This window comes from Arthrobacter woluwensis (genome assembly GCF_900105345.1).
Classification (GTDB): Bacteria; Actinomycetota; Actinomycetes; order Actinomycetales; family Micrococcaceae; genus Arthrobacter_E; species Arthrobacter_E woluwensis.
Map to the genome: position 1 here is coordinate 2471205 of NZ_FNSN01000003.1, position 26744 is coordinate 2497948.

A 26744-nucleotide genomic window follows, 5' to 3' on the forward strand; every position below is an offset into this window, starting at 1 on the left:
TACCTCTTTACATTCGCCATGTACGGAGGTAACCTCCTTATCGAGGCGCGTGGAACACGCCGCCTTCCCCAGACCCCCTCAGGAGGCCCCGGATGACCTTTGGCGCCGTCCCCCACACTCCAGGCCCGGGCGCAGGACGCCCCGTGGGCCCCGGTCGCGTCAACAAGGCCGACCTCACACAGCTCGACCAGCACCCGGTCAGCAAGCGGCGCATCGCCGCCCTCTTCTCCGCCTACAAAGGCCCGCTGCTGCTCGTGGTCGTCCTGATCACCGGCAGCTCCATCGTCTCCCTCTTCCAGCCGTTCCTGGTGCGCAGCGTGATCGACGACGCCCTGCCCCACGGACGCACCGGACTGCTCGGCCTCCTGGTGCTCGCGATGATCGGCGTCGCCGCGGTCACGGCGGTGATCGGTGTCTGGCAGACGTGGATCTCCACCCGCATCGGACAGGGGGTCATGCACGATCTCCGGACCCGGCTCTTCGGCCACCTGCAGGCCCAGTCGCTCGGCTTCTTCACCCGCACCCACGGCGGCGAGGTCCAGTCGCGCATGACCAACGACATCAACGGGATGCAGAACCTCGTCACCAACACCGCCACGGCCGTGGCGTCCAATGTCACGACCGCCATCGGCACCGTGATCGCCATGGTGGCCCTCTCCCCCTGGCTCAGCCTCGTCTCCCTCCTCGTCCTGCCCCCGTCCATCTGGGTGGCCCGCCGGGTCGCCCTGCAGCGCCGGGACATCACCGTGAAGCAGCAGGCCAAGATGGCGGAACTGCAGACGTATGTGGATGAGGGTCTCTCCGTCTCCGGGATCCGGCTGGCCAAGACCATCGGCTCCACCTCCCGAGACGCCGCGCGCTTCGACGCGGCCAGCCGTGAGCTGGCCGATCTGGAGATGCGGTCCCAGCTGGCCGGTCGGTGGCGGATGGCCGCCATGCAGATCGTCTTCGCCGCCATCCCGGCCGTCATCTACCTCGCGGCCGGCCTTCCGGTGGGCGGCATGGATCTCTCGATCGGCACCATCGTGGCCTTCACCGCCTTGCAGTCCGGCCTGTTCCGGCCCGTCATGGGCCTCATGAGCGTCGGGGTCCAGTGGGTGACGGCCATGGCGTTCTTCTCGCGCATCTTCGAGTGGCTCGACCTGGTGCCGGAGATCCGCGAGCCCGAGCACCCCGTGCGTCTCGACCCGGCCACCGTCCGCGGAGAAGTGCGCTTCGAGCACGTGGACTTCGCCTACCCGGGCAATGGGACGAACGTGCTCAGCGACGTCGACCTGACCATCCCCGCCGGCACGACGGCCGCCGTCGTCGGGCCGACCGGCTCCGGGAAGTCGACGCTGGCCTCGCTGCTCCCCCGTCTCAACGACGTCGGAGCGGGCCGCGTGACGATCGACGGCGTCGACGTGCGGGACCTCAGCTTCCAGGACCTCTCCTCGATCGTGGGCGTGGTCTCCCAGGAGACGTATCTGGCGCACGCGAGCGTCCGGGACAATCTGAGGATCGCGGCGCCGGACGCGGGCGACGACGTGCTCTGGGAGGCCCTCGAGGCGGCCCACGTGGCCGAGCTGATCCGCAGCCTCCCCGCCGGCCTCGACACGATGGTCGGCGCACGTGGGCACCGCTTCTCCGGCGGCGAGCAGCAGCGCCTGGCGATCGCCCGCACCCTGCTGCGCAATCCCCGCGTCCTGGTGCTGGACGAGGCCACGAGCGCCCTCGACAACACGACCGAAGCCCAGGTCCAGGCGGCCCTGGACCATCTCGCCGCCACGCGCACGACCCTGACGATCGCCCACCGGCTCTCCACGGTGGAGGACGCGGAACAGATCGTGGTGCTCGACGCCGGCCGGGTCGTCGAGCACGGCACCGCGCCGGAGCTGCGGGCGGCGGGCGGCGCGTTCGCCGAGCTGTCGGCGCGCCAGCTCACCGACCCCGAGTTCGAGGACGACCTTCAGGACGAACCGGTCGGCTGACACACGGTCTGTTGAGCCGTGGTCGGCTGGGCCGCGCCCCGTAGGCCCGGCCCGGAAACGCCGGAGGCCGGTCCGTGGGATACGGACCGGCCTCTTCTGCGCTCCGGGATCGCCCCGGCCAGTGCGCTGAACTCAGCGTTTCGAGAGCGACCCGGCGACCAGGAACGCGAGTTCCAGGGACTGCATGTGGTTCAGACGCGGATCGCAGACCGACTCGTAGCGGTCCTCGAACGCGGCCTCGTCGATCGGGTCGGCGCCGCCGAGGCACTCCGCGACGTCGTCACCGGTCATCTCCACGTGCAGACCGCCCGGGAAGGTGCCGAGGGCCTCGTGCACCTCGAAGAAGCCGCGGACCTCGTCCATGACGTCGTCGAAGCGACGGGTCTTGTAGCCGTTCTTGCTGGTCACGGTGTTGCCGTGCATCGGGTCGGTCACCCAGAGCACCTGGGCCCCGGACGCGGTGACCTTCTCCACGATGGGCGGGAGGTTCTCGCGGATCTTGCCGGCGCCCATGCGCGTGATGAAGGTCAGGCGGCCGGGCTCGCGGTTCGGATCCAGCTTGTCGATGAGGCGCAGCGCATCGTCGCCCGAGGTGGTCGGGCCGAGCTTGACGCCGATCGGGTTGCGGACGCGGGAGAGGAAGTCGACGTGCGCGTGGTCCAGCTCGCGGGTGCGCTCACCGATCCACAGGAAGTGCGACGACGTGTCATACGGGAACCCGGTCCGGGAGTCGATCCGGGTGAGGGCGCGCTCGTAGTCGAGGAGCAGCGCCTCGTGGCTGGCGAAGAACTCCACCCGCTTGAGGGCTTCGAAGTCCGCGCCGCACGACTGCATGAAGGTGATGGCGCGGTCGATGTCCTTGGCCAGGGACTCGTAGCGGGCATGGGCCGGGTTGGCCGTGAAGCCCTTGTTCCACTGGTGCACCAGGCGGAGGTCCGCGAAGCCACCCGTGGTGAACGCCCGGATGAGGTTCAGGGTGGAAGCCGAGGTGTGGTAGGCCCGCAGCATGCGGCCGGCATCGTGTGCACGGGACTCGGGGGTGAACTCATAGCCGTTGACGATGTCGCCGCGGTAGGCCGGCAGGGTGACGCCGTCCCGGGTCTCGTCATTGGACGACCGCGGCTTGGCGAACTGCCCGGCCATGCGGCCCATCTTGATGACAGGGAGGGAGGCGCCATAGGTGAGGACGACGGCCATCTGGAGGATCGTCTTCACCCGGGAGGAGATCCGGTCCGCCGTGGCGGCCTCGAAGGTCTCGGCGCAGTCGCCGCCCTGCAGGAGGAAGGCCCGTCCCTGGGCCGCGGCCGCGAGACGCTCGCGCAGCACGTCCACCTCGCCGGCGAAGACGAGCGGGGGAAGAATGGAGAGTTCCTTGACCGAGGCGTCGAAGACCGCGGGATCGGACCAGGTGGGCTGCTGGTTGATCGGCAGCGAACGCCACTCGTCGAGGCCGGGATAGTCGGCCGCTCCGCTCTGGGATGCGGCCGCGAAGGCGGCGGAGGAGTCGGGGGCCGCTGTGGTGGAAAGCTCAGTCACACGGTCGATTCTAGACGCCCGGGACGGGATCGCCGCTTCGGGTCCATAGGACGGACGTCATCGACGGCGGGCGCCCGGGAGGATTCCCGGAGGCGGCGTCAGGACGACGCCGGGTGCTCGCCGTCGTCGGGCCGGATCCCTGCCGCGGCCGCGGCCGCCTCCGCCTTGACCGTGGCGGCGTACTTGTCCACGTACTCCTGCCCGGAGAGCCTCATGAGCCGCTCCATCACGGCGTCCACCACCTGCCGCTGCACCTCGTACTCCTCGGCACGGTCGGCCAGGTGACTGAAGTCGAGCGGTTCGCCGAAGATGACGCCGATGCGGCGGATGCTGGGGACCGTGCGGCCGATCGGCTGCACCTTGTCCGTCCCGATCATGGCCACGGGGATGATCGGGACCCGGCATTCGAGGGCCAGACGGGCCACGCCGACCTTGCCCCGGTACAGGCGGCCGTCCGGGCTGCGGGTGCCTTCGGGGTAGATGCCGAGCAGTTCGCCGTTCTTCAGCACCTCCGCGCCCGCGCCGAGGGACAGACTGGAGGCGGCGCCGCCCGAGCGGTCCATCGGGAGCTGGTTCGTCAGCCGGAAGAAGGCCGCCGTCAGCCGGCCTTTCAGGCCACGCCCGGTGAAGTAGTCACTCTTGGCCAGGAAGACCACCGGACGCGGCACTTCGAGCGGCATGAAGACCGAATCGGAGAAGGAGAGATGGTTCGAGGCCAGGATGGCGCCGCCCTCCTGGGGGATGTTGTCCAGGCCTTTGACCCAGGGGCGGAAGATCAGCTTGACCAATGGCCCGATGATCACGTTCTTCATCAGCCAATAGAACATGGCCGTCCTCCTTGGAAGTGGCGGTGTCAGGTGGGCCCTGACAGAGCCCGGAACCTGCGCCCAGACTACATGGACGGGCCCGCCGGGTCCCATGTCACGCGACTTTGGGGAATGATGGAGTCATGAGCAATGAGGCACTGCATCCGGAGCAATCGGCCATCTCTCACGACGCGTTCAGCAGCGACGGGCACGGTCCGCGCGCCCGTGTGGGCGTGGTCATGTCCCACGGCTTCACGGGAAGCCCGCACGGCCTCCGGGACTGGGCCACTCACCTGGCGGACGCAGGCTTCACGGTGCGGATGCCACTGCTGCCCGGACACGGCACCACCTGGCAGGACATGTCGACCCGCAGCTGGCAGGAGTGGTACCAGGCCTACGAGGCCAGCTACCAGGAACTCGTGCCGCTGTGCGACACGATCGTCACGGCCGGTCTCTCGATGGGCGGCTGTCTCGCCCTACGGCTCGCCGCGCTCAAACCCGTGGCCGGGACCGTGGTGGTCAACCCGGGCCTCGTGATCGACGACTGGCGCGCCCCGCTCTCCGGCCTGCTCAAGCACCTCGTGAAGTCGACGCCGTCCATCGCGAACGACATCCTCAAACCCGGCGTCGACGAGGGCGCCTACACCCGCACGCCCACCGCGTCCGTCCATGAGCTGCACAAGCTCTTCGCGAACACGCGGGAGCTGCTCCCTCGCATCAGCACGCCGGTGCACCTGTTCCGCTCGCGCACGGACCACATCGTGGGTGATTCAAGCGTCCGCGCCCTGCAGAACGGATTGCGTGACGGGCTGCTGGACATCGAGTGGCTGGAGAACAGCCTGCACGTCGCCACCGTGGACAACGACGCCCCTCTCATCTTCGACGGCAGCGTCCGTTTCATCGACTCCCTGGGGGCGAGGCGATGACCCCCGCCGAAGACAACACTCCGGGCAGCCGCTCCTCCGAGGAGCCCCCGCCGGAGGAACCCCGTGGTTCCGGCGACTCCGGCCAGGACGACGACGCGGTCTGGGAAGACCTGGTCGCGCGGCTGAAAGCCACCGACAGTGGGGAGACGCCTGCCGCCCAGACCCCTGGGACCGGGTCCGGATTCTCCGCCTTCGACCCGCTGGGCCTCAGCAGCCCGGCCGCTCCGCCGACGACGGGCGGCGGCCCCCGGGACTACGTCACCGACCCCGACGTGGAAGAGGAGCTCGACAGTTTCGTCCCGGAGGATCCCGGACCCCTGAGCGAAGCGGATCCCCGGCTGGCTCTCGCCTGGGCCGGCGCCGCGGGGGGCCCGCTGCTGATCGTGCTGCTCCTGATCTTCTGGCGCTCCGCACCCCAGCCGGTGTGGTGGGTCCTCATCGCGGGATTCATCGCCGGCATCGGCTATCTCCTGTGGCAGCTTCCCCAGCGCAGTGATGACGACTACGACGACGGCGCCCGCCTCTGACCGCCCGGCTCAACCGCCGGCGCGCGGCCTCGGCCCGGAACCGCGGGCGCTCCACGGCGCCTTGAGCGTCGGCGCACCGCGCAAGGGAACCCGCCTGGCCGCGTTCCGCGCGAGGTCCGCGGCGCCGACGAGCCCGGCGTCCGGACCGAGCTTCGCGAGGGCGACCCGCGCCACCGGCCTGAACCCGCGCCCCGTGAGGTTGCGGTGGAAGGTCCGCTCCGCGGCGTCGAGCAGCAGGTCCCCCGCCGTGGACAGGCCGCCGCCGATCACGAAGGTTCCCGGGTCGAGCGCCGCTGCGAGGTTGGCCAGGCCGAGCCCGAGCCACTCCCCGACGTCGGCCACGAGTTCGCGGCTCTGAGCCTCTCCCTCGAGCGCCAGGCGGGTGATGAGAGCCCCCGTGATCCGGTGCACGTCGCCGTGGGCGGCGGCCAGGATCTCCTGGGCCATCGGCGAGTTGGCGGCGGCCAGCTCGCGGGCGTCCCGGCCGAGCGCGTTGCCCGAGGCGTACTGCTCCCAGCAGCCACGGTTGCCGCATTCGCAGCGGTGGCCTCCGGGGACCATGATCGCGTGCCCGAACTCCCCCGCGACGCCGAACCTCCCGCGCTCCAGGTGCCCGTCGTTCACCATGGCCCCGCCGATCCCCGTGCCGAGGGTGATGCAGACGAGCCGGGACTCCCCCTGGCCCGCCCCGAAGCGCCATTCGGCCCAGGCGGCGGCGTCCGCGTCATTGACCACGTGCACGCGGCGACGGAGCTTCTCCTCCAGCCGGGCGCGCAGAGGCTCATTGCGCCAGGCGAGGTGCGGGCTGAAGAGGACGGTGCCGCCGTCGAGGTCCATCCAGCCCGCCGCGCCGATGCCCACCGGGGCGCCGCGGCGGCCACTGCTCAGCTCTTCGACGAGCTCCGCGATGACCTCCTCCACCCGCTCGGCGTCCTGGCCCGGGGTCTCGCGGCGTTCCGAGCGGAGAATCCGGCCGTGCTGGTCCACCAGGCCCGCCGCCACCTTGGTGCCGCCGATGTCGATGCCGATGGCCAGCGACGGTCTGCGGCCGGCGCGCGGGATGGTGTGCTGCATGAGCCCATCTTAGGGACGCGGACACTAAGTTACTGGCGAGTAGATATAATGTGGATCACATCCCCCGAGCGCAGCAGCCCGCGCCGGACCCGGACTCCCCCGCCTCAGAGCCACGGAAACCCCCGGGTACTAGGCTGGGTGCAAGCCCTGTCGGGGGACGGGATATCGAAGGAGCTATCGTGCGAGAATTCAGCATGCCGGCCAAGGTTCATCTGGACCCGGCCAGCAACATCACCGACTTCCTGCTGCGGCACGCCCGCGGTGGCAAGAACCCGGCCCTCTTCGCCACCCGGGACGCCTCCGGGACCTGGCAGGACATCTCGGCCACCGAGTTCCTCGATGACGTCTCGGCACTCGCCAAGGGACTGATCGCCAACGGAGTGCAGCAGGGCGATCGAGTAGGCATCATGTCCCGCACGCGCTACGAATGGACGCTGGTGGACTTCGCCATCTGGTTCGCCGGCGCGATCTCCGTCCCGATCTACGAGACCTCCTCCCCCAGCCAGGTGGCCTGGAACCTCGGCGACTCCGGCGCCGTCGCCGCCTTCGCCGAGCAGTCCCACCACGAGCACGCCATCCGCGCCGCCGTCCGCGCCGAGAACCTGGACGGGATGCGGCACGTGTGGCAGATCGAAGCCGGCGGGCTCGACGAACTCCGCACCGCCGGAGCGAACATCAGCGACGCCGAGCTGGAAGCGCGCCGCAGTAGCTCCTCCCTCGACAGCATCGCCACGATCATCTACACCTCCGGCACCACGGGGCGGCCCAAGGGCTGCGAGCTCACCCACGGCAACTTCGCGGAGCTCTCCGACAACGCACTCGCCCAGCTGGGGGTGATCGTCAACCAGGGCGCCTCGACCATCATGTTCCTGCCGCTGGCCCACGTGTTCGCCCGGTTCATCTCGGTCCTGGCCGTGGCCGCGGGCTCGCGGGTGGGGCACACTCCGGATGTGAAGAACCTCCTGCCCGATCTCCAGAGCTTCCAGCCGACCTTCATCCTGGCCGTGCCCCGCGTCTTCGAGAAGGTGTACAACTCGGCGCTCTCCAAGGCCGAGGACGGCGGCAAGGGCGCCATCTTCCACAAGGCCGCCGAGACCGCGATCGCCTATTCCCGGGCACGCCAGGCCGGCAAGGTGGGGCTCGGTCTCAAGCTCAAGCACACCCTCTTCGACGCGCTCGTCTACAAGAAGCTCCGGGAGGCCATGGGCGGCCACGTCACCCATGCGGTGTCCGGCGGCGGCCCGCTCGGCGAACGGCTGGGCCACTTCTTCAACGGCATCGGCCTGCTGGTCCTCGAGGGCTACGGCCTGACCGAGACGACCGCGCCCATCACCGTCAACACGCTCGATCTCAACCGCATCGGCACGGTCGGCCCGCCCCTGCCGGGCAACGCGGTGCGGATCGCGGACGACGGCGAGATCCTCGCCAAGGGCGTCTGCGTCATGCGAGGCTACTACAACCGCCCCGAGCTGCAGGACGAGGCTTTCACCGACGGCTGGTTCCACACCGGCGACATCGGCGAACTCGACGAGCAGGGCTTCCTTCGCATCACCGGCCGCAAGAAGGAGATCATCGTGACCGCGGGCGGCAAGAACGTGGTCCCGGCCCTCCTGGAGGACCAGATCCGCGCGGACGCCCTGGTCTCCCAGGTGCTCGTGGTGGGCGACAACCGGCCCTTCATCGGGGCCCTCGTCACGCTCGACGAGGAGGCGCTGCCGGGCTGGCTCGAACGGCACGGACTCTCCTCCGGCCTGTCCCTGGCGGACGCGGCGCGTGAGGACAAGGTCAAGGAGGCGGTGCAGCAGCTGATCTCCAAGGCCAACGAATCCGTGTCCCACGCCGAGGCGATCAAGTCGTTCCGCATCGTCACAGAGGACTTCACGGAGGCTTCCGGCCACCTGACCCCCTCCATGAAGGTCAAGCGCGCCCAGGTGGTCAAGGACTACTCGGACGTCATCGAGGAGATGTACTCCGCGCCCAAGCCCGCCTGAGCGGCGGACGCCCACACGACGGCGGCCCGGCACCTTCTGGTGCCGGGCCGCCTTCGTCGGTGGGTGCCCGGTCATCCCGGGCACCCACCGGGGTCAGCCGATGACGAGCAGCAAGTCGCCACCCTGGACCTGCTCGACGGCGGAGATCGCCAGGCGCTGCACCGTTCCCGCGACGGGAGAGGTGATGGAGGCCTCCATCTTCATGGCCTCGATGGTGGCGACGGCGTCGCCCGCCTCGATGGTGTCGCCCACCGCCACCTTAAGTGAGACCGCGCCCGCGAACGGCGCCGCCACCTGACCGGGGACGGCCGGGTCGGCCTTCTCCGCGGCCTTGACGTTGCTGGTGACGGAGTGATCCCGCACCACCACCGGGCGCGACTGGCCATTAAGCTTGCAGAGCACCGTCCGCATGCCCTTCTCATCGGGCTCGGAGATGGCCTCCAGGCTCGCGATGAGACGGACGCCCCGCTCCAGTTCGATCACGTGCTCCTCGCCGCGCTGCAGCCCGTAGAGGTAGTCCCGGGTGTCCAGGACCGAGAGGTTGCCGTAGCTCTCCTGGCTCCGCAGGTAGTCCTTGGTCGGGCCGGCGAAGAGCAGCCGGTTCAAGGTGGCGCGGCGGGTCTCGGAGTCGCCCTGGAGCGCCTCCGAGTCCTCCGCGTTCAGCTGCACGTCCCGGGGCTTCACGGCGCGGCCCTGCAGGGCCTTGCTGCGGAACGGCTCGGGCCAGCCACCGGGAGGATTGCCCAGTTCCCCGTTGAGGAAACCGATCACCGAGTCAGGGATGTCGAAGTTCTGCGGGTTTTCCCGGAACTCCTCGGGGTCCGCACCGAGACCCACGAGGTGCAGGGCGAGGTCGCCCACCACCTTCGAGGACGGGGTGACCTTCACCAGGCGGCCGAGGATCCGGTCCGCGGCGGTGTACATGTCCTCGATCGCTTCGAACCGCTCACCGAGTCCCAGCGCCATGGCCTGCTGACGGAGATTGGAGAGCTGGCCGCCCGGGATCTCGTGCTGGTAGACGCGGCCCGTGGGCGAGGCCAGGCCCGACTCGAAGGGCGCGTAGACCCTGCGGACGGCCTCCCAGTACGGCTCCAGGGCATCCACGGAGGACAGCTCGAGCGCCGTCTCCCGTGGCGTGTGCGCCAGTGCGGCGACCAGCGCGGACATGGCCGGCTGGCTCGTGGTGCCGGCCAGGGCCGCCGAGGCGACGTCCACGGCGTCCACACCGGCGTCCACCGCGGAGAGCAGCGTCGCGAGCTGACCGCCCGCCGTGTCGTGCGTGTGCAGGTGCACGGGAAGGTCGAACCGCTCGCGGAGCGCCTTGACCAGGACTGCGGCCGCGGCCGGACGCAGCAGACCGGCCATGTCCTTGATGGCGAGGATGTGCGCGCCGGCGTCGACGATCCGCTGCGCGAGCTCCAGGTAGTAGTCGAGGGTGTAGAGGTCCTCGTCCGGGTTCAGGAGGTCGCCGGTGTAGCAGAGGGCCACCTCCGCCACGGCGGTGCCGGTCTCGCGGACCGCGCGGATGGCGGGCTCCATTTGATCGACGTCGTTGAGGGCGTCGAAGATGCGGAAGATGTCGATGCCGGTGGCCGCGGCCTCCTGGACGAAGGCCCGGGTCACTTCCTCCGGGTACGGCGTGTAGCCCACGGTGTTGCGGCCGCGCAGGAGCATCTGCAGACAGATGTTCGGGATGGCCTCCCGGAGAGCGGCGAGACGCTGCCAGGGGTCCTCGCCCAGGAAGCGGAGCGCGACGTCGTACGTCGCACCGCCCCAGGCCTCCACTGAGAAGAGGCCGGGCAGCAGGCGGGACACCGCGGGACCGGCCGCCACCAGGTCCCTGGTGCGCACGCGGGTCGCGAGCAGGGACTGGTGGGCGTCACGGAACGTCGTGTCGGTGACCGCGACGGCGGTCTGCTCGCGCAGCGCCTTCGCGAAGCCTTCGGGACCCAGCTCCAGCAGCCGCTGCCGCGAACCGGCCGGGGCCTCGCCTTCGGGGACGGCCGGGAGTTTGACCTCGGGACCCGTGCTGACGCGTGGCTCTCCGTGCGGCTTGTTGACGGTGGTCTCCGCCAGCCAGGTCAGCAGCTTGGTGCCACGGTCGGCCGAGGTGCGGGCCTTCAGCAGCTCGGGGCGCTCCTCGATGAAGGACGTGGCGACCTTGCCGGCGACGAAGTCCGGGTCGTCCAGCACGGCCTGCAGGAACGGGATGTTGGTGGAGACGCCGCGGATGCGGAATTCGGCGAGGGCGCGCCGGGCCCTGGCGACGGCTGCCGGGTAGTCGCGGCCACGGCACGTGAGCTTCACCAGCATCGAGTCGAAGTGTGGGCTGATCTCGGCGCCGGAGTACACGGTGCCGCCGTCGAGCCGGACGCCGGCGCCACCGGCGGAGCGGTAGCCGGTGATCTTGCCGACGTCGGGGCGGAAGCCGTTGGCCGGATCCTCGGTGGTGATGCGGCACTGGAGCGCCGCGCCCTTGAGGCTCACGGTCTCCTGCGAGAGGCCGAGATCCGCCAGGGTGGCGCCCGCGGCGATGCGCATCTGCGCCTGCACCAGGTCCACGTCGGTGACCTCCTCGGTCACCGTGTGCTCCACCTGGATGCGGGGGTTCATCTCGATGAAGACGTGCTGCCCGGCCCGCTCACCCGCGGTGTCGACCAGGAACTCGACGGTTCCCGCGTTGACGTACCCGAGGGCCTTCGCGAACGCCACGGCGTCACGGTAGAGCGCCTGCCGGATGTCCTCGTCCAGATTCGGCGCCGGGGCGATCTCGATGACCTTCTGGTGACGGCGCTGGAGCGAACAGTCACGTTCGAAGAGGTGCATGACGTTGCCCTCGGCGTCGGCCAGGATCTGGACCTCGATGTGTCGCGGCCGCAGCACGGCCTGCTCGAGGAACATGGTCGGATCGCCGAACGCGGCATCCGCCTCGCGCATGGCGGCCTCCAGGGCCTCGCGCAGGTCCTCGGACTTCTCGACCCGGCGCATGCCACGGCCACCGCCGCCCGCGACGGCCTTGGCGAAGATCGGGAACCCGATCTCCTCCGCGGCGGCCAGGAGCTCTTCGATGTCCCGGGACGGCTCGGAGGACTTCAGGACCGGCACGCCGGCCTTGCGGGCCGCGGCCAGAGCGGCGACCTTGTTCCCGGCCAGTTCCAGGACATCGGCCGGCGGGCCGACGAAGGTGATGCCGGCGTCGGCTGACGCACGGGCCAGCCCGGGATTCTCCGACAGGAAGCCGTATCCGGGATAGATCGCATCCGCTCCGGCCTCCTTCGCCACCCGGACGATCTCCTCCACATCGAGGTAGGCCCGTACCGGATGACCCTCCTCCCCGATGAGGTACGCCTCGTCCGCCTTCTGGCGGTGGATGGAGTTCCTGTCCTCGTGAGGGAAGACCGCCACTGTCTTGGCGCCCAGCTCATAGCCGGCGCGGAAGGCCCTGATCGCGATTTCACCGCGGTTGGCCACCAGTATCTTGGAAAACATGCTTCTCCGTACGTCACAAGCCGGGTTGTTCCCGTGCCCCAAGTCTGACCATGTGTCACTCACCACACAAGGAGTGGTGACTGCTATCACAGTAGCGGCCTGAGCACGCCGTTCGCTCGACCGCGAAGCGACTGTGACACGGGAAGACCAGGCCGCGCCGCTCCGCGGCCCGGGAGTTCCCCGGCGGCGCCGGAGGGCGCCTCGACAGGTGACGGCGCGCCGCCCGGGAAGTCTGCACGGATGCCGCGCCGCGAGCCCTCCGCGACACACGGGCCCGCCTCCCGGGGCGCAATCCGGCGGAGCGGGCTCCGCCCGCCCCTATGATGGAAGGTGATGCCACCCTGCGGAGACGGTCCGCACATCGTGGGGCCCGGCAGAGAACACCAAGTGTCGAGTTACAGGGGTGTGGGTTCAGAAGTGCGAGTCGTAAGCGTCAGCAGTCTCAAAGGTGGAGTGGGCAAGACCTCAGTCACCACGGGATTGGCATCCGCTGCACTGGCCGCAGGTGTCCCCACCCTCGTGGTGGACCTCGATCCCCATGCCGACGCCTCCACCGCCCTCGGAACGAGTGCCGGCCGGGTCACGGACATCGGCAGGCTCCTGAAGACCTCACGGCGCGCCCGTCTGGCGGACCACCTGACGCCGAGCTCCTGGGCCGACGGAAACGGCACCCTGGACGTGGCCATCGGCTCCGCGTACTCGGGCATCTACGATCGTCCGGACCTGGGCCGTCGCGACCTGCGCCGTCTCCGGCAGCTGCTGGAACCCGTCACCGGCTACGATCTGGTGCTCATCGACTGCCCGCCGTCCCTGAATGGCCTGACACGGATGGCCTGGAACGCCAGCGACGACGTCGTCCTCGTCGCCGAGCCCGGCCTGTTCTCCGTCGCGGGCACCGAGCGGACGCTGCGTGCCATCGACATGTTCCGTCGCGAGTTCTCCCCCCGCCTCAACCCCGCGGGGATCGTGGCCAACCGTGTCCGGCTCGGGTCGAGCGAGCACATGTACCGCCTGGATGAGATGCGTTCCATGTTCGGTCCCCTGCTCCTGGAGCCGGTGGTGCCGGAACTGGCGAACTGGCAGCAGATCCAGGGCGCAGCGCACGCCGTGCACCAGTGGCCGGGCGACTCGGCCAAGGGTGTCGCGGCCGTCTACGATCAGCTTCTCGCGGCCATCCGCAAGGCCTGACACCGGCCGCGGTCACGAGGCCGCGGGCAGCCCGAGAGCACGGCAAGAACCGCACAGCAGACAGCGAAGGCCGGCCCGTCAGAGACGGACCGGCCTTCAACGTTTCCGGGAAGGGATCAGCTGATCTTCTTCTCAGCTGATCTTCTTTTGGGCCCGACGACGGCTGAGCTCGTCCTCGGGGAAGTCCTGGGAGAGTGCGTGCTCGCTCGGCAGCTCGGCCAGCGTGCCTTCCACCTCACGCCAGACACGGCCCACGGCGATGCCGAACACGCCCTGGCCGCCCTGGACCAGGTCGATCACTTCATCGGCGGACGTGCATTCGTAGACGCTGGCGCCGTCGCTCATGAGCGTGATCTGGGCGAGGTCCTCGACGCCGCGTTCCCGCAGGTGCTCCACGGCGGAACGGATCTGCTGGAGGGAGACACCGGTGTCCAGGAGACGCTTGACCACCTTGAGCACCAGGATGTCCCGGAAGCTGTACAGGCGCTGGGAGCCGGAACCGGCCGCGCCGCGCACCGTCGGCTCGACGAGACCGGTGCGGGCCCAGTAGTCCAGCTGACGGTAGGTGATCCCGGCCGCCTTGCAAGCGGTGGGACCGCGGTAGCCGGCGTCCTCGTCCAGGAGCGGCAGGTCCTCGCTGAACAGCAGCCCCTGGGCGCCCGCAGCGGGGGCAATGGGTGCGCCTGCGTGCTGGCGCTTGCCCGCGTCGCCTTTCGGACTCACGTCTTCCTCCTCTTCAAGGGTTCCCGGGGTGCGAAGCGCCGGACCGGCGGCTCTGCTCACACGGGAAGTCACACCGCCCTGGGGCGGCCCCTGCTTCCAGTGTGAACGGCTCGATGCCGGGTGGCAATGGGAACCTGATACTTCGACGTTAGGGCCGCGAGGCCCCCAGGTCAAAGACGTTCGGCGCTTTTTCGTGCCGTGTCGAAACTTTAACGCTGAACTTGAAGCTTAAGGACGCTTCTATGTCTGTCAACTGGGGATTGGTGTCGCATGGAGGGTGTTCAGTAGGCGGTAGAGGTGTCGGGCGAGATAGCGTTTGATGTTGCGCCGGATCTCTCGTTTGGTGCGGCCTTCTGCGCGTCGTTTTTCGACGTAGGTACGTGTTTCGAGGTCGTAGGTCATTCGGACCATTGCGATGGTGTGTAGTGCTCTGTTCAGTTGCCGGTCTCCGCCGCGATTAAGGCGATGCCTGGTGGTGTTGCCTGACGATGCTGGGATCGGGCTCACGCCGGCTAGGGCAGCGAAAGCTGCTTCGGACCGGACCCTGCCTGGATGTGACCAGGCGGTGAGGATCATGGCCGCGGTCACCACCCCGACGCCGGTGATTTCCAGGAGCGGTGCTGCAGGGCTGTCTTTGATGAGTTCGTTCATGCGTGCCTGGTTCGCACGCAATTCGGCGTCAATGTCCTGAACACGCCGTGCGAGGCGGACGGCTTCTTCTCTTGCAATGAGAACTTCAAGGGGTTCCTGGCGTTCTCGCCAGCGGGAAACCGTGCTGATTTGTGGGCCAGTGAGCGGTTTCCGTGCATCCATACCCAGGTCATAGACCCGAAGGAGCGCAGTGAGAGCGTTGACGTTCATGGTTCGTTCACGTCCTAAGTGGTCCCTGGCTGTGCCGAGAGTCCGGAGTGCGGCGCGAGGACCAGTGTCCTGGCGCGGCCAGCGAAGCCCAGACTCGTCGAGCCCCAAGACTGCAGAGGCAATTGCGACAGCATCCAAGGCATCGGACTTGCCGATGCCATGCCTTGCTCGCGAGCTCATTCGAGGTGCTTCCACGACCGGGTACCCTGCTGCGTCCACAACTCGGGCCAGGCCGGCGCCATAGGTTCCGATTCCCTCGATGACCCACAACGTCTCCATGTCGCCGCCGGTGCGACGCGCTGCCCAGTTCAGGGCCCGAGACATACCGGCCTCAGTGGTGGGGAACTTTTCAGAACCGAGGCATTCTCTCGTCCCGGTGTCGATGATGGCCAAAGTATGTGTACGTGCGTGGCAATCCACGCCGATCACAAACGAACGGGTTTGCGCGATGACAGTCAATCCCGCTACCTACCTTTCTAGGAAGAACCGACGCTGAACGGCCGCTGTTCGACCGGCGCTGGTCCCGGGAAAGATCGCTTCGAGGCAACTCTGTGAGGGGCCACAACCCCGCCGGGGTTGGGCAAGCTTCTAATCAAGCCACCGGAGCGGACCGAGCTAACGCCGGCCGCCTCACGAGGCCTGGACAAGTCCTTAACAAGGCACCTTGCGGGGCCGTGGGTTCGGTGAGTCACGGGCCAGGTGAAGCGACCAGCATCAACCCTGCCAGCCGGTCCCAGACCAGCCGCTCCAAGACTCACAGCGGGTCCGGGATGGCCCGGAACGCGACTCAGGGCTCGAAATCCTCGGGTTCCACGCCATTGAGGAACTCGCGGAACTGACGGAGTTCCTGCTCCTGCTCGGCGGTGGCCGGCGCGGCACTCGCCGAGGCCTCGTCCGGCTCGTCGTCCTCGTGGCCACCGGCGGGGCGGGCCACCTCGGCGTCCTCGTCCTGGATCTCGATGAGGACTCCCGCATCGTCCAGGACCTGCTCGGCGCACCAGATCCGGCAGTGGCTGCGGAGAGCCAGCGCCAGCGCGTCGGAAGCCCGGGAACTGACGCTGGTGCCGTCGTCGAACTGCAACTGGGCGTAGAAGACCGAGTCCTCCACGCTCACGATCGTCACGGACACCAGGGAACGGCCAAGGGCCTGGATGACATCCAGCATGAGGTCATGGGTGAGCGGACGAGGCGGCACCACGCCTTGCTGTGCGAGGGCGATGGCACTGGCCTCCGGCGGACCGATCCAGATGGGGACATGCCGCTCCCCCTTGGTCTCCTTGAGGAGCACCAGAGGCTGGTTGCCCGGAAGCTCGATCCGGACGCCGACCACCTCGACCTCGATCATCACTTCTCCAATCGGGAGATCTGGCCTTGGATGACGGCCTGGTGAAGGTCCTGGAGCAGACCACTCAGCTCGCGGGCGGCGTCGGCGGTGCGGGCGCGGGAGCCCGAGTCCTTCCGCGACGCCAGCGGGGCAACGGCCCGCTCGATCAGCGCGAACTCGCGTTCGGCGGCGGCCAGCACGGGCCGCAGGTGCCGGGGTTCCAGGCCCTGAGCTTCCAGACGGGCGCAGCTCACGGTCACCTGAAGGGCGTACTCGTCGAACTGCCCGCCTTCGTGGGTGATGATCCCGTAATCCAGGAGTTCCTTGACCAGGCGCACACTGGCTCCGGACTCGGCGCGCAGCTGGGACTCACTCAGCAATCGTGAGCGGCCGCGCAGTGCTTCGGCGGGATCCTCGGACACCAGCTTGGGCGAGAGCTTCATGCCGCCCGGCAGGTTGTCCGGACGCTCCCCGCGGTCGATGGCGTCGAGGTAGTCGCGGATCACCTTGAGCGGCAGGTACTGATCCCGCTGCAGGGCCAGGACGAAGCGCAGGCGCTCGACGTCGGCCTCACTGTACTGGCGGTAACCGGCAGGGGTCCGCTGGGGCGTGATGAGCCCCTTCTCCTCCAGGAAACGGATCTTGGAGGCGGAAATACCGGGAAAGTCCTCGTTCAGCTGAGCGAGGACTTCTCCGATGTTCAGGACGACGGGGGCGCCTTGGCGCCGGCCGGACTGTGCAAGTGCCACGTTGCGCGGCGCCTCAGTCCTGGCCGGCCGGGCGTGCCGGGCTCGGGTAGTAGTTCAGACGGAACTTGCCGATCTGGACTTCCACTCCGCTCTTGAGCAGCACCCGGTCCACACGGTCGTGGTTGACGTAGCTGCCGTTCAGGCTGCCGGTGTCGACCAGTTCGTAGCCCGCGGGGGTGCGCACGAATTCGGCGTGCTTGCGCGAGACGGTGACGTCATCCAGGAAGATCTCGGCGTCGGGGTGACGCCCGACGGTCACGCGGTCCGTGTCCAGCAGGAAGCGTGCCCCGGCGTTCGGGCCGTGGTGCGCGATCAGCAGAGCGGATCCGTGCGGCAGGGCCGCGATGGACGCGATGTCCTCCGGACCCAGTTTCGGGTCGGCCGGCACCACGTCGGAAAGGACCGGAAGGTACACCGAGGTGGTGTCCGTGGACTCGCCCTCAAATGCGGCTTCGTCTGCGGGTTCGACGGGGACCGATGGTTGTTCAGACATCGGGCGGCTCCTCACTCTTCTCGCCTCGGCGGGGGTTCTTTCCCGGATCCTCCGGTGATGGATCCGGGAACGGTGCGTGCTGTCCGGGACCAGTCGTCCCGGACAGCACGGACAACTGCTTTCTAGCCTACCTGCTGACCGTACGCTTCGGCGCTGAGCAGGCCCGACAGTTCGTCGGCACCGGCGATGCGGACCTCGAAAAGCCAGCCGGCGCCGTACGGATCGGAGTTGATGAGCGCCGGATCGGCATCCAGGGACTCGTTGCGGGCCACGATCTCACCCGACACCGGGGCGTAGATGTCGCTGACGCTCTTGGTGGACTCCACCTCGCCGACGACGTCGTTGGCGGTCACGGCGGTCCCGGCCTCGGGCACCTGTGCGTACACGACATCGCCGAGCGCGTCCTGGGCGAAATCGGTGATGCCGACTCGCACCACACCGTCCTGCTCCGTGCTCGCAACCCATTCGTGTTCGGCGGTGTAGGACAGCTCTGCGGGGATGTTGCTCATCGCCTGGCCTTTCGTCTGATTCTGGTGGTCGCCTGGATCACGGCAACCGACGCTGAAAGTATAGGCACATTACAAGCCTCAGTGGCCGGGCACGTGCCATGATGATCCCATGAGTGAACAGAGCGGCTCCATCACGCCTCCGCCCACGTCAGGGCAGGGACAGGCACCCCGATCCTCATCCGCCGGGAAATCCAGGACCCTCACCTGGATCATCCTCGGCACCATCCTCCTGGCAGTGGCGGTGATCGCGTACTTCATCGCGGCCGCCGTCGTCCCGGTGGAATGGGCCAAGAACATCAACGGGCAGGCAGGACCCGGCTCCGGCGGAGTCTTCCTCGGACTGGGATATGGCCTGATCCTGACCTTCCTCTCCCTGTGGATCGCCTGGCAGGCCACTCACAAGAAGATCACCTGGCCCTGGAAGGCCGTGATCCTGGTGATCGCCGTGGCCGTCTCCACGCCGAACCTCCTGACCGCGGGCATCGCCTGGGGCACTTCCAATGCCGCGCACAACGCCCAGCGCATCATCGGCACCGGGCCCACGTGGTTCCCGCTGTGGAGCGGGATCGGCGCCATCATCGGCGCGGTCCTCTTCATCGTGGCCTTGGTGCTGTGGAAGCTCTGGCGGCGCCGCGGCCGGCAGGCGAAGCTGTACAAGGCCGTGGAGAAGCAGCGGCTGCTCGAGGAGAAGGAGGCGGCCCGCGCCGCCGCCAAGGCCCAGCAGGCCCAGGAGCGCCGGCAGGAGCCGTAGAGAGCGAAGCAGAAGGCGCCGACCACGACGACGGCCCCCGCACCTCAGGTGCGGGGGCCGTCGTCGTGTTCGCGGCCGCAACAGGTCAGGGCGCCGGGGGGTCAGAGCCTCGCGCAGTCAGTGCGGTCAGTAGCCGCTGCCACCCTCGACCCGGTACTGGTCCGCGACCACGCGGCCGCGGTGCAGCACGGTGCGGTCACTGCCGCGGTCCATCACGGCACTCGTCACGGTCTCGCCGTCGACCAGCACGACGTCGGCACGGTCACCGACGTCGAGGCCGGGACGGTCGTCGACGCTCGCCAGCCGGGCCAGGGAGTGGTCCATGATGCTCGCTCCACCCCGTGTGGCGACGGCGACCGCGTGTTCCACCAGCCGGTCGGCCCGGAAGCCGCGGGTGAAGGCGAGCTGCCAGGTGCGGTCCAGCAGATCGCAGTTGCCGTACGGGCTCCAGTAGTCCCGCTGGCCGTCCTCCCCCAGTCCGACGCGCACCCCGGCGGCCGCGAGGTCCTGGAGGGGAAGCTGCCCGGCAGCGGCGGGGGCCACGGTCGTGAGCGAGATGTCCAGCTCCGCCATGCGTTCGATGAGGGAACGGGTCGTCGCCTCGGAGGAGCCGCCTAGCGTGTACGCGTGGGACAGATTGACCTTGCCCTGCATCCCGAGCGCCTGGGTCCGTTCCATGATCAGCTCGGTGCTGAAGATCGCGAGATCGGTGGGCTCGTGGAGGTGGACGTCCACCTCCACCTGGTACTTCTCCGCCAGCCCGAAGACGATGTCCAGGTGACGGACCGGATCCCGGTCCAGCTGACACGGGTCGATCCCGCCCATGACGTCGGCGCCCTGACGCAAGGCCTCCTCGAGCAGTTCCGGAGTGCCCTCCTCCAGGAGGATGCCCGCTTGCGGGAAGACCATGATCTGAACCTCAGCCTGCCCCGCGAATTTCTCCTTCGCGGCCACCACGGCCTCGTACTTCTCGAGGCCCGTGTCGACGTCCACCTGGGCGAAGGACCGGACCCGTGTGGTGCCCCGTCCGATCATGCGCTCGAGCGTCCCGGCCACGCGCTCCCTGAGCGGGATTTCGGCCGAGCGCCAGTTCTCCCGGTCGTTACTCATCATGCCCCAGACGCCCGGGCGGCCGGTGTGCTCCCGGAACGGCAGCCCGATCCGGGTCGAGTCCAGGTGCACGTGGACGTCGCTGAAGGCGGGCAGCAGCAGGCGTCCGCGACCGTCGACGACGTCGTGCCCGGCTTCCGCGTCCGCGTCGGGCTCGTGCAGGCGGACGGCGGCGATCAGCTCGCCGTCAAGGAGCACATCAGAGGCGGCGCCGCCCCAGGGTCGGACGTTGCGGAGGAGCATGGTCGCCTTTCGACGCGGTGATCAGGAGTGCAGGGTCAGGCGTGCAGGGTCAGGCGTGGGAGTCCGCGGACGAGGCCTGCTTCGCGATGGCCTGGCTGCGGCTGCTGACCATGTGCTGGCCGATCAGGACCTGGGTGCGGGCGACGTCGCGGTCGGCGATCGCCTCGTAGAGCGCCGCATGCTCTTCCGCCACCCGGATGAGATCGTCGTGCTGGCCCATGAGCCAGCGGATCCGGCTGCTCAGGATGCCCTGGAGCTCGTTGAGCAGCTCATTGCCCGCCAGCGATGTGACGATCTCGTGGAAATCGGCGCCGGAGCGGCGGGCGCGCACGGCGTCGCCCGCCTCGGCCGCCTGGAACTCGCGGTCCAGCGCGTCCTTGAGCCGCCGCAGCCCCTCACGGTTGTGCCGCTGGGCGGCCAGCGTGAACGTCAGGGACTCGAACGCCGCCTGCACCTCGTTGAGGTCGACGACGTCGGACGCGGAGAACTCCCGGACCACGGCCCAGGTGCGGGGCCGCGGCGTCACGAGGCCCTCGGACACGAGCGTCCGCAGCGCTTCGCGGACCGGGAGACGGCTGACCCCCAGTTCCTGGGCCAGATCCCGTTCCACGAGCTTGCTGCCGGGCAGGCGCACGCCGTCGAGAATCTCGTCGCGGATCTGACGGGTCACGCGGAGGGACTCCGGCTCGAAAATCTCCGTGTTGGACATTCCCCCATTATCACACCACGAACATCCGTTTTTGGAATACCAAAGAGGGAATGTCGTGGTCAGGACGCCAGGTGGGCGCTGATCGCGTCGAACATCGCGGCCGCCGCCGGTCCTTTGACCGGATCGACGGGGAGGGCGGAGCTGGAGAACTTCACCCCGACCACCCCCGTGGTGCGGTTGATGTAGACCATCTGGCCGTGGATCCCGAGGCAGAACGCCACATCCGGGCGGCCATCCAGGAACCAGAACTGGCTCCTGTACCGCCCGCCCGGAGTGTGCTCGGCTTCAGGACCCGCGGCGAACGCCTCCGTGGAATCCGGACCGCCCGCGAAGATGTCGTCGACCCACTCGGCCGGCAGCACCCGGTCCCCGGTGAGCGCCAGCCCGCCGTCCCGGATCATGGCGCCGAAACAGGCCAGATCGCGCAGGGTCGCGCAGATGCCGCCGTCGAACATCCCGGTGCCCTCGGAGTCCACCGTGATGAACGCGGGGTCGGCGGCGCCCAGACGGCTCCACAGCAGCTCTGTGGCGAGCTCCGCGAAAGGCTTCCCGCCGGCCGCTTCGCACACCCAGCCCAGGACGTCCGTCTCACAGCTGCGGTACTCGAAGTGCCCGCCATGTTCCCGTCCTTGTTCCAGCGTCGCGAGGAATTCCTTCAGCGAGGCGGGGCCGCCCGGGCGCCGCGGCGCCCAGCCCACCGATTCGTCCAGCGCCCGCACCTCGGAGGCCGGGTCGAGGTACTCCTCGGAGAAGCGGATGCCACTGCGCATGTCCAGGAGGTCGCGGAGCCGCGCCCCGCCATAGCCTGCGGCCCGGAGTTCCGGCACGTACTCCCCCACTGTCCGCTCGATGTCCAGGGATCCCCGGGCCGCCAGAGCGCCGATGACCGAGGACACGAGCGACTTGCTCACGGACATGAGCAGGTGCCGGGTCTGCGGTGTCATGGCGCCGGAGTACTGTTCCGCGATGACCGTCCGCCCGTGCAGCACGAGCCAGGCGTCCGTGTCCGTGGAGTCCAGGATGGTCCTCACCGTGGAGCCGGCGCCGTCTGGCAGGGTGACGGCCAGACCGGACAGATCCTGCGGACGTTCCTCCAGGACCACGGCGGCGCCGGGCCGGATGGTGTGCGTCGGGAACAAGGTGTCCATGTGCTGGAAGGACCAGCGCAGGTTCGCCGGGTCCTGCCAGTCGGCGACGGTGACGGCGCTTGCCGGCATCCTCGTCCCGCTCTCCACGCTCATGGGGTCACTCCCCCGCCGTGTAGACGCTGCGGCCGGCGACGACCGTCTCCACCACGCTGGTCTTGAGCAGAGACTCGTCTCCCTCGTCGAAGGGGTTGACATCGACCACGACGAAGTCCGCTGCGTAGCCCTCGGCCAGGCGGCCGTGGGTCGCGCCGTCGCCCACCGAAGCGGCGGCGTCGCGCGTCGCATGGCCCAGCGCCCGGGCCAGCGGCAGCGCGAGCTCCGGCTGCACGGCGTCATAGGACGCGTCCAGTGCGGATTTGCGGGTCGTCGCCACATAGAGATTCGGGAAGGCGCCGTAGGGCGCGGTGGGCGCGTCGGTCGAGAACGCGAGCAGCGCGCCCGCTTCCTCGTACTCGGGCCAGGCGAAGCCGCGGTTGACCCGGTCATCGCCGAGCATGGCGTCCCAGTTCGCCCGGACGGCCGCGTCGGTGTGGACCGGCTGCATCGAGGCGATCACGCCCAGCTCGGCCATGCGCCGGGCCGTGCCGGGGGCCGCGTACTCCAGGTGCTCGATCCGGTGCCGCCGCGGGCGGTCCCCGTTGACCTCGATGGCGTGCTCGATCGCGTCCAAGGCGATGTCGCTCGCGGCGTCGCCGATCGCGTGGAGGGCTGCCTGGAGTCCGGCGGCATCTGCCGCCGCGAGCGCCGGCTTGAGGCGTTCCAGCGGCCAGATCGGCTCGGCGTTGGAGTGATCGGCGTAGGGCTTGTTCATGGCCGCGGTGCAGGCGTCGATCACGCCGTCGATGATGAACTTGACCCCGACCACCCGCAGGGACGGGTTGGTCAGCCGCGCGGCGAGTTCGGCGGCACGTTCCACTTGGGCGATGTTCTGCGCGTCGTCCCCCGTGTTGTCGATGAACCAGTGGGCGGCGACGCGGAGCGGGAGCGCTCCACCGTGGCGTTCGACGGCGCGCTCGAGGGTCGCGAGGGACACCTCGTCGAGGGCCATGTCCACGGCGCCCGTGACCCCGGCGCCGAGGTACGCCTCGAAGGTGCGGTCGATCGCGGCGTCGCGTTCCGCGTCGCTCGTGACCGAGGCGAGGTGGGTCCAGACGAAGTGCTGAGCAGCCGTCTCGTAGAGCATGCCGGTGGCGTTCCCTTCGGCGTCCCGCTCGATGCGGCCGCCGATGGGGTCCGGGGTCTCGCGTGTGATCCCCAGCTCCGCCAGCGCGGCGGTGTTGACCCAGCAGGAGTGGTAGTCGTTCGCGTCGAGGTAGACCGGCACGTCCGCGACCGCGGCGTCGATCATCGCGGCGGTCGGCTCGCCGCCGGGCACCGAGTCGAACAGCCATCCGCGCCCCAGCACCCGGGCCTTCGCCGGCTCGGCCTCCCGGGCGGCGCGCAGCCGGTTCTGGATCTCCTGCAGGCTGCGGGCGTCGGTGAGTTCGACCTTGCCGAGGGCCTCGCCCGTCATGAGGAGGTGGGTGTGGGCGTCCACGAAGCCGGGGACCACCAGGCGGCCGCCGAGGTCCACGGTGTCCGCGCCCTCTGCGGCGGCGCGCGCGTCGTCCTCGGAGCCGGCGAAGGCGATCCGGGCGTCGTCGACGACGAGGGCCTGGGCCCATTCCTCGCCGTCTTCGCCGTTCGCGGTGAAGATCAAGGCGTTGTGGTAGAGCGTGCGTGCCATTCTCAGGCCTCCTGGGGTTCGGTGTGTGCGAGGGTATGACGGTCCGCGCCGGGCGCGAGGTGGGCGGCAGGGGCGGCCTGGCGCGTGGAGAGCCGTGCCACCGCGACGGCGGGAACCGCCAGGAGCAGACTGGCCACTCCGAGGAGCAGAGTGAAGCCGTGGTGACCGAGGGCGTCGACGAGTCCGGCCCCGATCACGGGGGTCAGGCTGGAACCCACGAGGTACACGGCCAGCAGGGGGCCGGACCAGCGGCCGTCGGCGTCCAGTGCGGCGGCGGTGGCGACGAAGAACATGAACGCCACGGCGTACACGGTGTTCCAGGCGATGAAGATGATGATGAAGGCCGTGGGATCGCTGACAAGCGAGGAGCAGATCTTGAGGCCGCTGCCCAGCACGAGCAGGATGGCCAGCGGGACGGCCCGCCCGAGCCGGTCCCCCACGATCATGAGGAGGAGGGAGCCGATCAGCCCGCCGGCGGTCGCTCCGCTGAGCGCGATGCCCAGCCCTTCCGGGGTCACACCGGCCACGGCGCCACCCACCACGCCACCCATGGCCCAGAGGGAATCCTCGCTGACGGCCCACAGGGCGAAGGTGACGAGCAGCGCCCAGCCGGCGAGGGTGACGGCCCGCGATCCTGCGGGAACCGCCGGGCGGATGAGCGGGAGGGACTCGGTCGCGGGGATCTCGAGCGGAACGGCTTCGGCGACCGCCGCGCCGACCCCGCCCCCGGAGACGGGCGCGCCGGGCAGCCAGACGCTCAGCACGAGTCCGATGAGGGAGAACAGGGCCAGCGCTCCGAAGACGTTCACGGGGGCCAGGCCGAGGACCGGGACGACCGCGAGCACGACCGTGATCACGCCGCGGTTGACGAGCCCGTTCAGGCCGGCCACCCGATCGGGGTTGGTGAAGGCCGCGAACGCGGCGCCCGAGGCGGCCACCGCACCGCCGGCGCCCACGCCTCCCAGCAGAAGGCCGGGGATGATCACGGCGGGCGCGGGAACCAGGGCCGCGGCGCCGAAAGCGAGCACTGCGAGCGCCAGTCCGGCGCGGGCCACGAGGAGTCGGCGGGGCCCGGCGCACAGCGGGGCCACCAGGAGGCCCGCGACGGCGGTGGCGAGCAGAACTCCGGTGACGATCCATCCGGCGGTGATGAAGTCCACGCCCACCGAGGTCTCGAGGGCGCTGATCATGTAGGGCGAGAGATTGACGCCGAGGTAACCGGCTACCGCGATGGCGAAGGTCGCCGAGGCGTTGCCGAGGCGCAAGGGGATGCGCGTGGTGGGTCGGGGGTGGGTCATGGTGCTCCAGGCGGGACACCGGCGCCAGTGCCGGGTCCGGGACGGGCGGGGATGGGAGGTCCACCGCAATAAACGAATAGCATTCGTTTATGAGTATGACCCACGTCACCTCAAATGGGAAGCCCCGCCCGCCCGGCGTGGACTTCCGTCCCCCCGGGGCGCTGCGCCAGGCCGGACTCACCCGCCCCGCGCTAGGCTGGACGATGCACGACGGCGGCGGAGACCGGTGTCGCGCGCCCTCACCCCGATCGCCTTCCGAAAGCAGCCCATGGCACGTCCCCGGACCCCCGTCCTCACGGCGGCTCGCATCGCCGACGCCGCCATGGAACTCATCGATTCAGGGAAGCCGTTCGGCGTGAACGCCCTCGCCCGGGCGCTGAGCGTCCAGCCGTCCTCGCTCTACAACCACTTGGACGGCCGGCGGGCGATCATCGAGCTCGTGCGCGGCCGGCTCGTGGAGCGGTACATGAGCGACATCCCGGAGGAGCTGCCGTGGGACGAAGCCGTCGAACTGCTCGTCCGCTCCGAGCGGCGCATGTACACGGAACACCCGCACATCGTGCCGCTCATCGTCACGGAGACGGTCACCGACGCCGCCGCCATCGCCTCCTACGACCACATGGCGGGGATCCTTCTCCGGGGCGGATTCCCCGACGACGAGGTGCTGGTGCTGATCCAGCTGCTCGACGCCTTCGCGCTCGGCTCGGGCCTCGACTACGCCGCCCCCGAGGACGTCTGGGAGCCGACCACGCCCACGTTGCATCTGGCGCGCCTGCTGGCCCTGCAGCCGAGCGGCAAAACCAGGAGTGACCAGGCGTTCGAAATCGGGCTGGAGATGCTCCTCACCGTGCTGCGCGCCCGGCTGGCGGCGCACCAGGCCCCTCACGCAGACGGCGCCTGATCTCCCGCTGCCCCGGCAGGCAGATCAGCCGCACCTTCCACGACCACGCCGTACACGTCTCCGATCGTGGCCAGGGCTGCCCGGTGGAGCTCCTCCGAGGTGACCGGACCGGCCACGGACGGGAGGGAACGGGTGGCGCAGGCGCGGGCCACCACGGTGGGGGCATTGCCCCGCAGCAAGGCGCCTTCCGCGGTGAAGGTGACGCACATGTGGGTCATGAAGCCCGCGATCACGACGTCATTCCATCCCGCCGCGTCGACGAGTTCCCCCAGGCGCGTGCCGACGAAGGAGTTCGGCGCCGTCTTGACCACCACCTCTTCACCCTCCCGCGGAGCTACCGCCGGGTGGATGCGCCCCACTTCCTGCTTCAGGTCGTACGGACTGCCGGCGCCACCGTCGTGCACCACGTGAAGGATGGTGGATCCTGCCGCGCGGGCGCGCTCCAGCAACGCGGAAGCCTCCTGCAGGGCCGCCTCCCAGCCGTCGAGTTCCATCACGCCCCGCGTGTACGTGTTCTGGTAGTCCACCAGAATGACGGTGGCGCGGCTCAAGTCCGCAGGCGTGGTGGTCTCGTGGCCGAGTTCGCGCAGGGTGGCACTGGTCATGATCGTCTCTCCTTGGTGATGACTGCTGGTGGACACCATGTTTCCTGAGCCGATCAAGCACGGACAGTATGATTCGGGTCAGGAATC

General features: G+C 69.2%; 23 protein-coding genes. 7 read left to right on the forward strand and 16 right to left on the reverse strand.

What is annotated here, in order from left to right; genetic code table 11:
* The first annotated feature begins 92 nt into the window (after positions 1-92).
* Positions 93-1970, forward strand: coding sequence for an ABC transporter ATP-binding protein (locus tag BLV63_RS11940; protein WP_066215518.1), 1878 nt, complete (start codon positions 93-95; stop codon positions 1968-1970).
* A gap of 132 nt (positions 1971-2102) precedes the next feature.
* Here the strand turns inward: BLV63_RS11940 and BLV63_RS11945 are convergent, their stop codons facing one another.
* Together BLV63_RS11945 and BLV63_RS11950 are read right to left on the reverse strand one after the other, a co-directional pair.
* The gene (locus BLV63_RS11945) at positions 2103-3506 is read right to left on the reverse strand and encodes a class II 3-deoxy-7-phosphoheptulonate synthase (protein WP_066215521.1); all 1404 of its coding nucleotides are present in this window, start codon (positions 3504-3506) and stop codon (positions 2103-2105) included.
* Between the two features lie 98 nt (positions 3507-3604).
* Positions 3605-4333, reverse strand: a complete 729-nt coding sequence (locus BLV63_RS11950; protein WP_066215523.1) for a lysophospholipid acyltransferase family protein — start codon at positions 4331-4333, stop codon at positions 3605-3607.
* Between the two features lie 122 nt (positions 4334-4455).
* Here BLV63_RS11950 and BLV63_RS11955 point away from each other — a divergent pair, with 122 nt between their 5' ends.
* Positions 4456-5238 (forward strand): alpha/beta hydrolase, encoded by a 783-nt coding sequence (locus BLV63_RS11955; protein WP_066215524.1) that lies wholly within the window; start codon positions 4456-4458, stop codon positions 5236-5238.
* Positions 5235-5765, forward strand: coding sequence for a hypothetical protein (locus BLV63_RS11960; protein ID WP_066215527.1), 531 nt, complete (start codon positions 5235-5237; stop codon positions 5763-5765). The genes BLV63_RS11955 and BLV63_RS11960 overlap by 4 nt, the downstream gene beginning before the upstream one ends.
* 9 nt (positions 5766-5774) lie before the next feature.
* Here the strand turns inward: BLV63_RS11960 and BLV63_RS11965 are convergent, their stop codons facing one another.
* Positions 5775-6839 carry an ROK family glucokinase gene (locus BLV63_RS11965; protein ID WP_082724226.1) on the reverse strand — a complete coding sequence of 355 codons (1065 nt, stop codon included), beginning with the start codon at positions 6837-6839 and terminating at the stop codon, positions 5775-5777.
* Between the two features lie 179 nt (positions 6840-7018).
* Between BLV63_RS11965 and BLV63_RS11970 the strand changes: the two genes are divergently transcribed.
* Positions 7019-8830: an AMP-dependent synthetase/ligase gene (locus tag BLV63_RS11970; RefSeq protein ID WP_066215529.1), complete on the forward strand. Its 1812-nt coding sequence runs from the start codon at positions 7019-7021 to the stop codon at positions 8828-8830.
* Between the two features lie 93 nt (positions 8831-8923).
* Here the strand turns inward: BLV63_RS11970 and BLV63_RS11975 are convergent, their stop codons facing one another.
* On the reverse strand, positions 8924-12319 hold the full coding sequence (locus BLV63_RS11975; RefSeq protein ID WP_066215532.1) for a pyruvate carboxylase: 3396 nt from the start codon (positions 12317-12319) through the stop codon (positions 8924-8926).
* Positions 12320-12736: 417 nt separating this feature from the next.
* Here BLV63_RS11975 and BLV63_RS11980 point away from each other — a divergent pair, with 417 nt between their 5' ends.
* Positions 12737-13507, forward strand: a complete 771-nt coding sequence (locus BLV63_RS11980; RefSeq protein ID WP_066215537.1) for a ParA family protein — start codon at positions 12737-12739, stop codon at positions 13505-13507.
* A 132-nt stretch (positions 13508-13639) separates the two neighbouring features.
* On the opposite strand, the gene BLV63_RS11985 is transcribed toward BLV63_RS11980, so the two are convergent.
* From BLV63_RS11985 to gcvH, 6 genes are all read right to left on the reverse strand, one after another.
* The gene (locus tag BLV63_RS11985; RefSeq protein ID WP_066215540.1) at positions 13640-14230 is read right to left on the reverse strand and encodes a MerR family transcriptional regulator; all 591 of its coding nucleotides are present in this window, start codon (positions 14228-14230) and stop codon (positions 13640-13642) included.
* 249 nt (positions 14231-14479) lie between these two features.
* Positions 14480-15550, reverse strand: coding sequence for an IS110 family RNA-guided transposase (locus BLV63_RS11990; RefSeq protein WP_074784266.1), 1071 nt, complete (start codon positions 15548-15550; stop codon positions 14480-14482).
* Between the two features lie 328 nt (positions 15551-15878).
* Positions 15879-16436, reverse strand: coding sequence for a bifunctional nuclease family protein (locus BLV63_RS11995; protein WP_066215542.1), 558 nt, complete (start codon positions 16434-16436; stop codon positions 15879-15881).
* Positions 16436-17164, reverse strand: coding sequence for a transcriptional regulator FtsR (gene ftsR / locus BLV63_RS12000; RefSeq protein WP_066215545.1), 729 nt, complete (start codon positions 17162-17164; stop codon positions 16436-16438). Before ftsR ends, BLV63_RS11995 begins: the two co-directional genes overlap by 1 nt.
* Positions 17165-17177: 13 nt before the next feature.
* Complete coding sequence (locus BLV63_RS12005) at positions 17178-17657, reverse strand: FHA domain-containing protein (protein ID WP_066215548.1); 480 nt, start codon at positions 17655-17657, stop codon at positions 17178-17180.
* Between the two features lie 122 nt (positions 17658-17779).
* Positions 17780-18166 carry a glycine cleavage system protein GcvH gene (gcvH, locus tag BLV63_RS12010; RefSeq protein ID WP_066215551.1) on the reverse strand — a complete coding sequence of 129 codons (387 nt, stop codon included), beginning with the start codon at positions 18164-18166 and terminating at the stop codon, positions 17780-17782.
* 109 nt (positions 18167-18275) lie between these two features.
* Here gcvH and BLV63_RS12015 point away from each other — a divergent pair, with 109 nt between their 5' ends.
* The gene (locus tag BLV63_RS12015; protein ID WP_066215553.1) at positions 18276-18917 is read left to right on the forward strand and encodes a hypothetical protein; all 642 of its coding nucleotides are present in this window, start codon (positions 18276-18278) and stop codon (positions 18915-18917) included.
* 126 nt (positions 18918-19043) lie between these two features.
* Here the strand turns inward: BLV63_RS12015 and BLV63_RS12020 are convergent, their stop codons facing one another.
* The 5 genes from BLV63_RS12020 to BLV63_RS12040 are packed head-to-tail and all read right to left on the reverse strand — an operon-like array spanning position 19044 to position 25151.
* Entirely contained in the window at positions 19044-20270 is a 1227-nt protein-coding gene (locus BLV63_RS12020) for an amidohydrolase family protein (protein ID WP_066215556.1), read from the reverse strand.
* Between the two features lie 49 nt (positions 20271-20319).
* Positions 20320-20979, reverse strand: coding sequence for a GntR family transcriptional regulator (locus BLV63_RS12025; RefSeq protein ID WP_066215559.1), 660 nt, complete (start codon positions 20977-20979; stop codon positions 20320-20322).
* A 59-nt stretch (positions 20980-21038) separates the two neighbouring features.
* Entirely contained in the window at positions 21039-22220 is a 1182-nt protein-coding gene (locus BLV63_RS12030; protein ID WP_066215561.1) for a serine hydrolase domain-containing protein, read from the reverse strand.
* A 4-nt stretch (positions 22221-22224) separates the two neighbouring features.
* Complete coding sequence (locus BLV63_RS12035) at positions 22225-23853, reverse strand: amidohydrolase (RefSeq protein ID WP_066215563.1); 1629 nt, start codon at positions 23851-23853, stop codon at positions 22225-22227.
* Between the two features lie 2 nt (positions 23854-23855).
* Complete coding sequence (locus BLV63_RS12040; RefSeq protein ID WP_066215565.1) at positions 23856-25151, reverse strand: hypothetical protein; 1296 nt, start codon at positions 25149-25151, stop codon at positions 23856-23858.
* A 268-nt stretch (positions 25152-25419) separates the two neighbouring features.
* On the opposite strand from BLV63_RS12040, the gene BLV63_RS12045 reads away from it, so the two are divergent.
* Entirely contained in the window at positions 25420-26052 is a 633-nt protein-coding gene (locus BLV63_RS12045) for a TetR/AcrR family transcriptional regulator (RefSeq protein WP_066215751.1), read from the forward strand.
* Here the strand turns inward: BLV63_RS12045 and BLV63_RS12050 are convergent.
* Positions 26034-26657, reverse strand: a complete 624-nt coding sequence (locus tag BLV63_RS12050) for a cysteine hydrolase family protein (RefSeq protein WP_066215567.1) — start codon at positions 26655-26657, stop codon at positions 26034-26036. The genes BLV63_RS12045 and BLV63_RS12050 overlap by 19 nt on opposite strands.
* Positions 26658-26744 lie beyond the last annotated feature (87 nt).

What these genes read in the sequence shown, in the direction of transcription:
- BLV63_RS11940 (WP_066215518.1), top strand. Translation starts at nt 93, where the DNA reads ATGACCTTTGGCGCCGTCCCCCACACTCCAGGCCCGGGCGCAGGACGC.
- BLV63_RS11950 (WP_066215523.1), bottom strand. Translation starts at nt 4,333, where the DNA reads ATGTTCTATTGGCTGATGAAGAACGTGATCATCGGGCCATTGGTCAAG.
- BLV63_RS11955 (WP_066215524.1), top strand. Translation starts at nt 4,456, where the DNA reads ATGAGCAATGAGGCACTGCATCCGGAGCAATCGGCCATCTCTCACGAC.
- BLV63_RS11960 (WP_066215527.1), top strand. Translation starts at nt 5,235, where the DNA reads ATGACCCCCGCCGAAGACAACACTCCGGGCAGCCGCTCCTCCGAGGAG.
- BLV63_RS11965 (WP_082724226.1), bottom strand. Translation starts at nt 6,839, where the DNA reads ATGCAGCACACCATCCCGCGCGCCGGCCGCAGACCGTCGCTGGCCATC.
- BLV63_RS11975 (WP_066215532.1), bottom strand. Translation starts at nt 12,319, where the DNA reads ATGTTTTCCAAGATACTGGTGGCCAACCGCGGTGAAATCGCGATCAGG.
- BLV63_RS11995 (WP_066215542.1), bottom strand. Translation starts at nt 16,436, where the DNA reads ATGATCGAGGTCGAGGTGGTCGGCGTCCGGATCGAGCTTCCGGGCAAC.
- BLV63_RS12005 (WP_066215548.1), bottom strand. Translation starts at nt 17,657, where the DNA reads ATGTCTGAACAACCATCGGTCCCCGTCGAACCCGCAGACGAAGCCGCA.
- gcvH (WP_066215551.1), bottom strand. Translation starts at nt 18,166, where the DNA reads ATGAGCAACATCCCCGCAGAGCTGTCCTACACCGCCGAACACGAATGG.
- BLV63_RS12015 (WP_066215553.1), top strand. Translation starts at nt 18,276, where the DNA reads ATGAGTGAACAGAGCGGCTCCATCACGCCTCCGCCCACGTCAGGGCAG.
- BLV63_RS12020 (WP_066215556.1), bottom strand. Translation starts at nt 20,270, where the DNA reads ATGCTCCTCCGCAACGTCCGACCCTGGGGCGGCGCCGCCTCTGATGTG.
- BLV63_RS12025 (WP_066215559.1), bottom strand. Translation starts at nt 20,979, where the DNA reads ATGTCCAACACGGAGATTTTCGAGCCGGAGTCCCTCCGCGTGACCCGT.
- BLV63_RS12030 (WP_066215561.1), bottom strand. Translation starts at nt 22,220, where the DNA reads ATGAGCGTGGAGAGCGGGACGAGGATGCCGGCAAGCGCCGTCACCGTC.
- BLV63_RS12035 (WP_066215563.1), bottom strand. Translation starts at nt 23,853, where the DNA reads ATGGCACGCACGCTCTACCACAACGCCTTGATCTTCACCGCGAACGGC.
- BLV63_RS12040 (WP_066215565.1), bottom strand. Translation starts at nt 25,151, where the DNA reads ATGACCCACCCCCGACCCACCACGCGCATCCCCTTGCGCCTCGGCAAC.
- BLV63_RS12045 (WP_066215751.1), top strand. Translation starts at nt 25,420, where the DNA reads ATGGCACGTCCCCGGACCCCCGTCCTCACGGCGGCTCGCATCGCCGAC.
- BLV63_RS12050 (WP_066215567.1), bottom strand. Translation starts at nt 26,657, where the DNA reads ATGACCAGTGCCACCCTGCGCGAACTCGGCCACGAGACCACCACGCCT.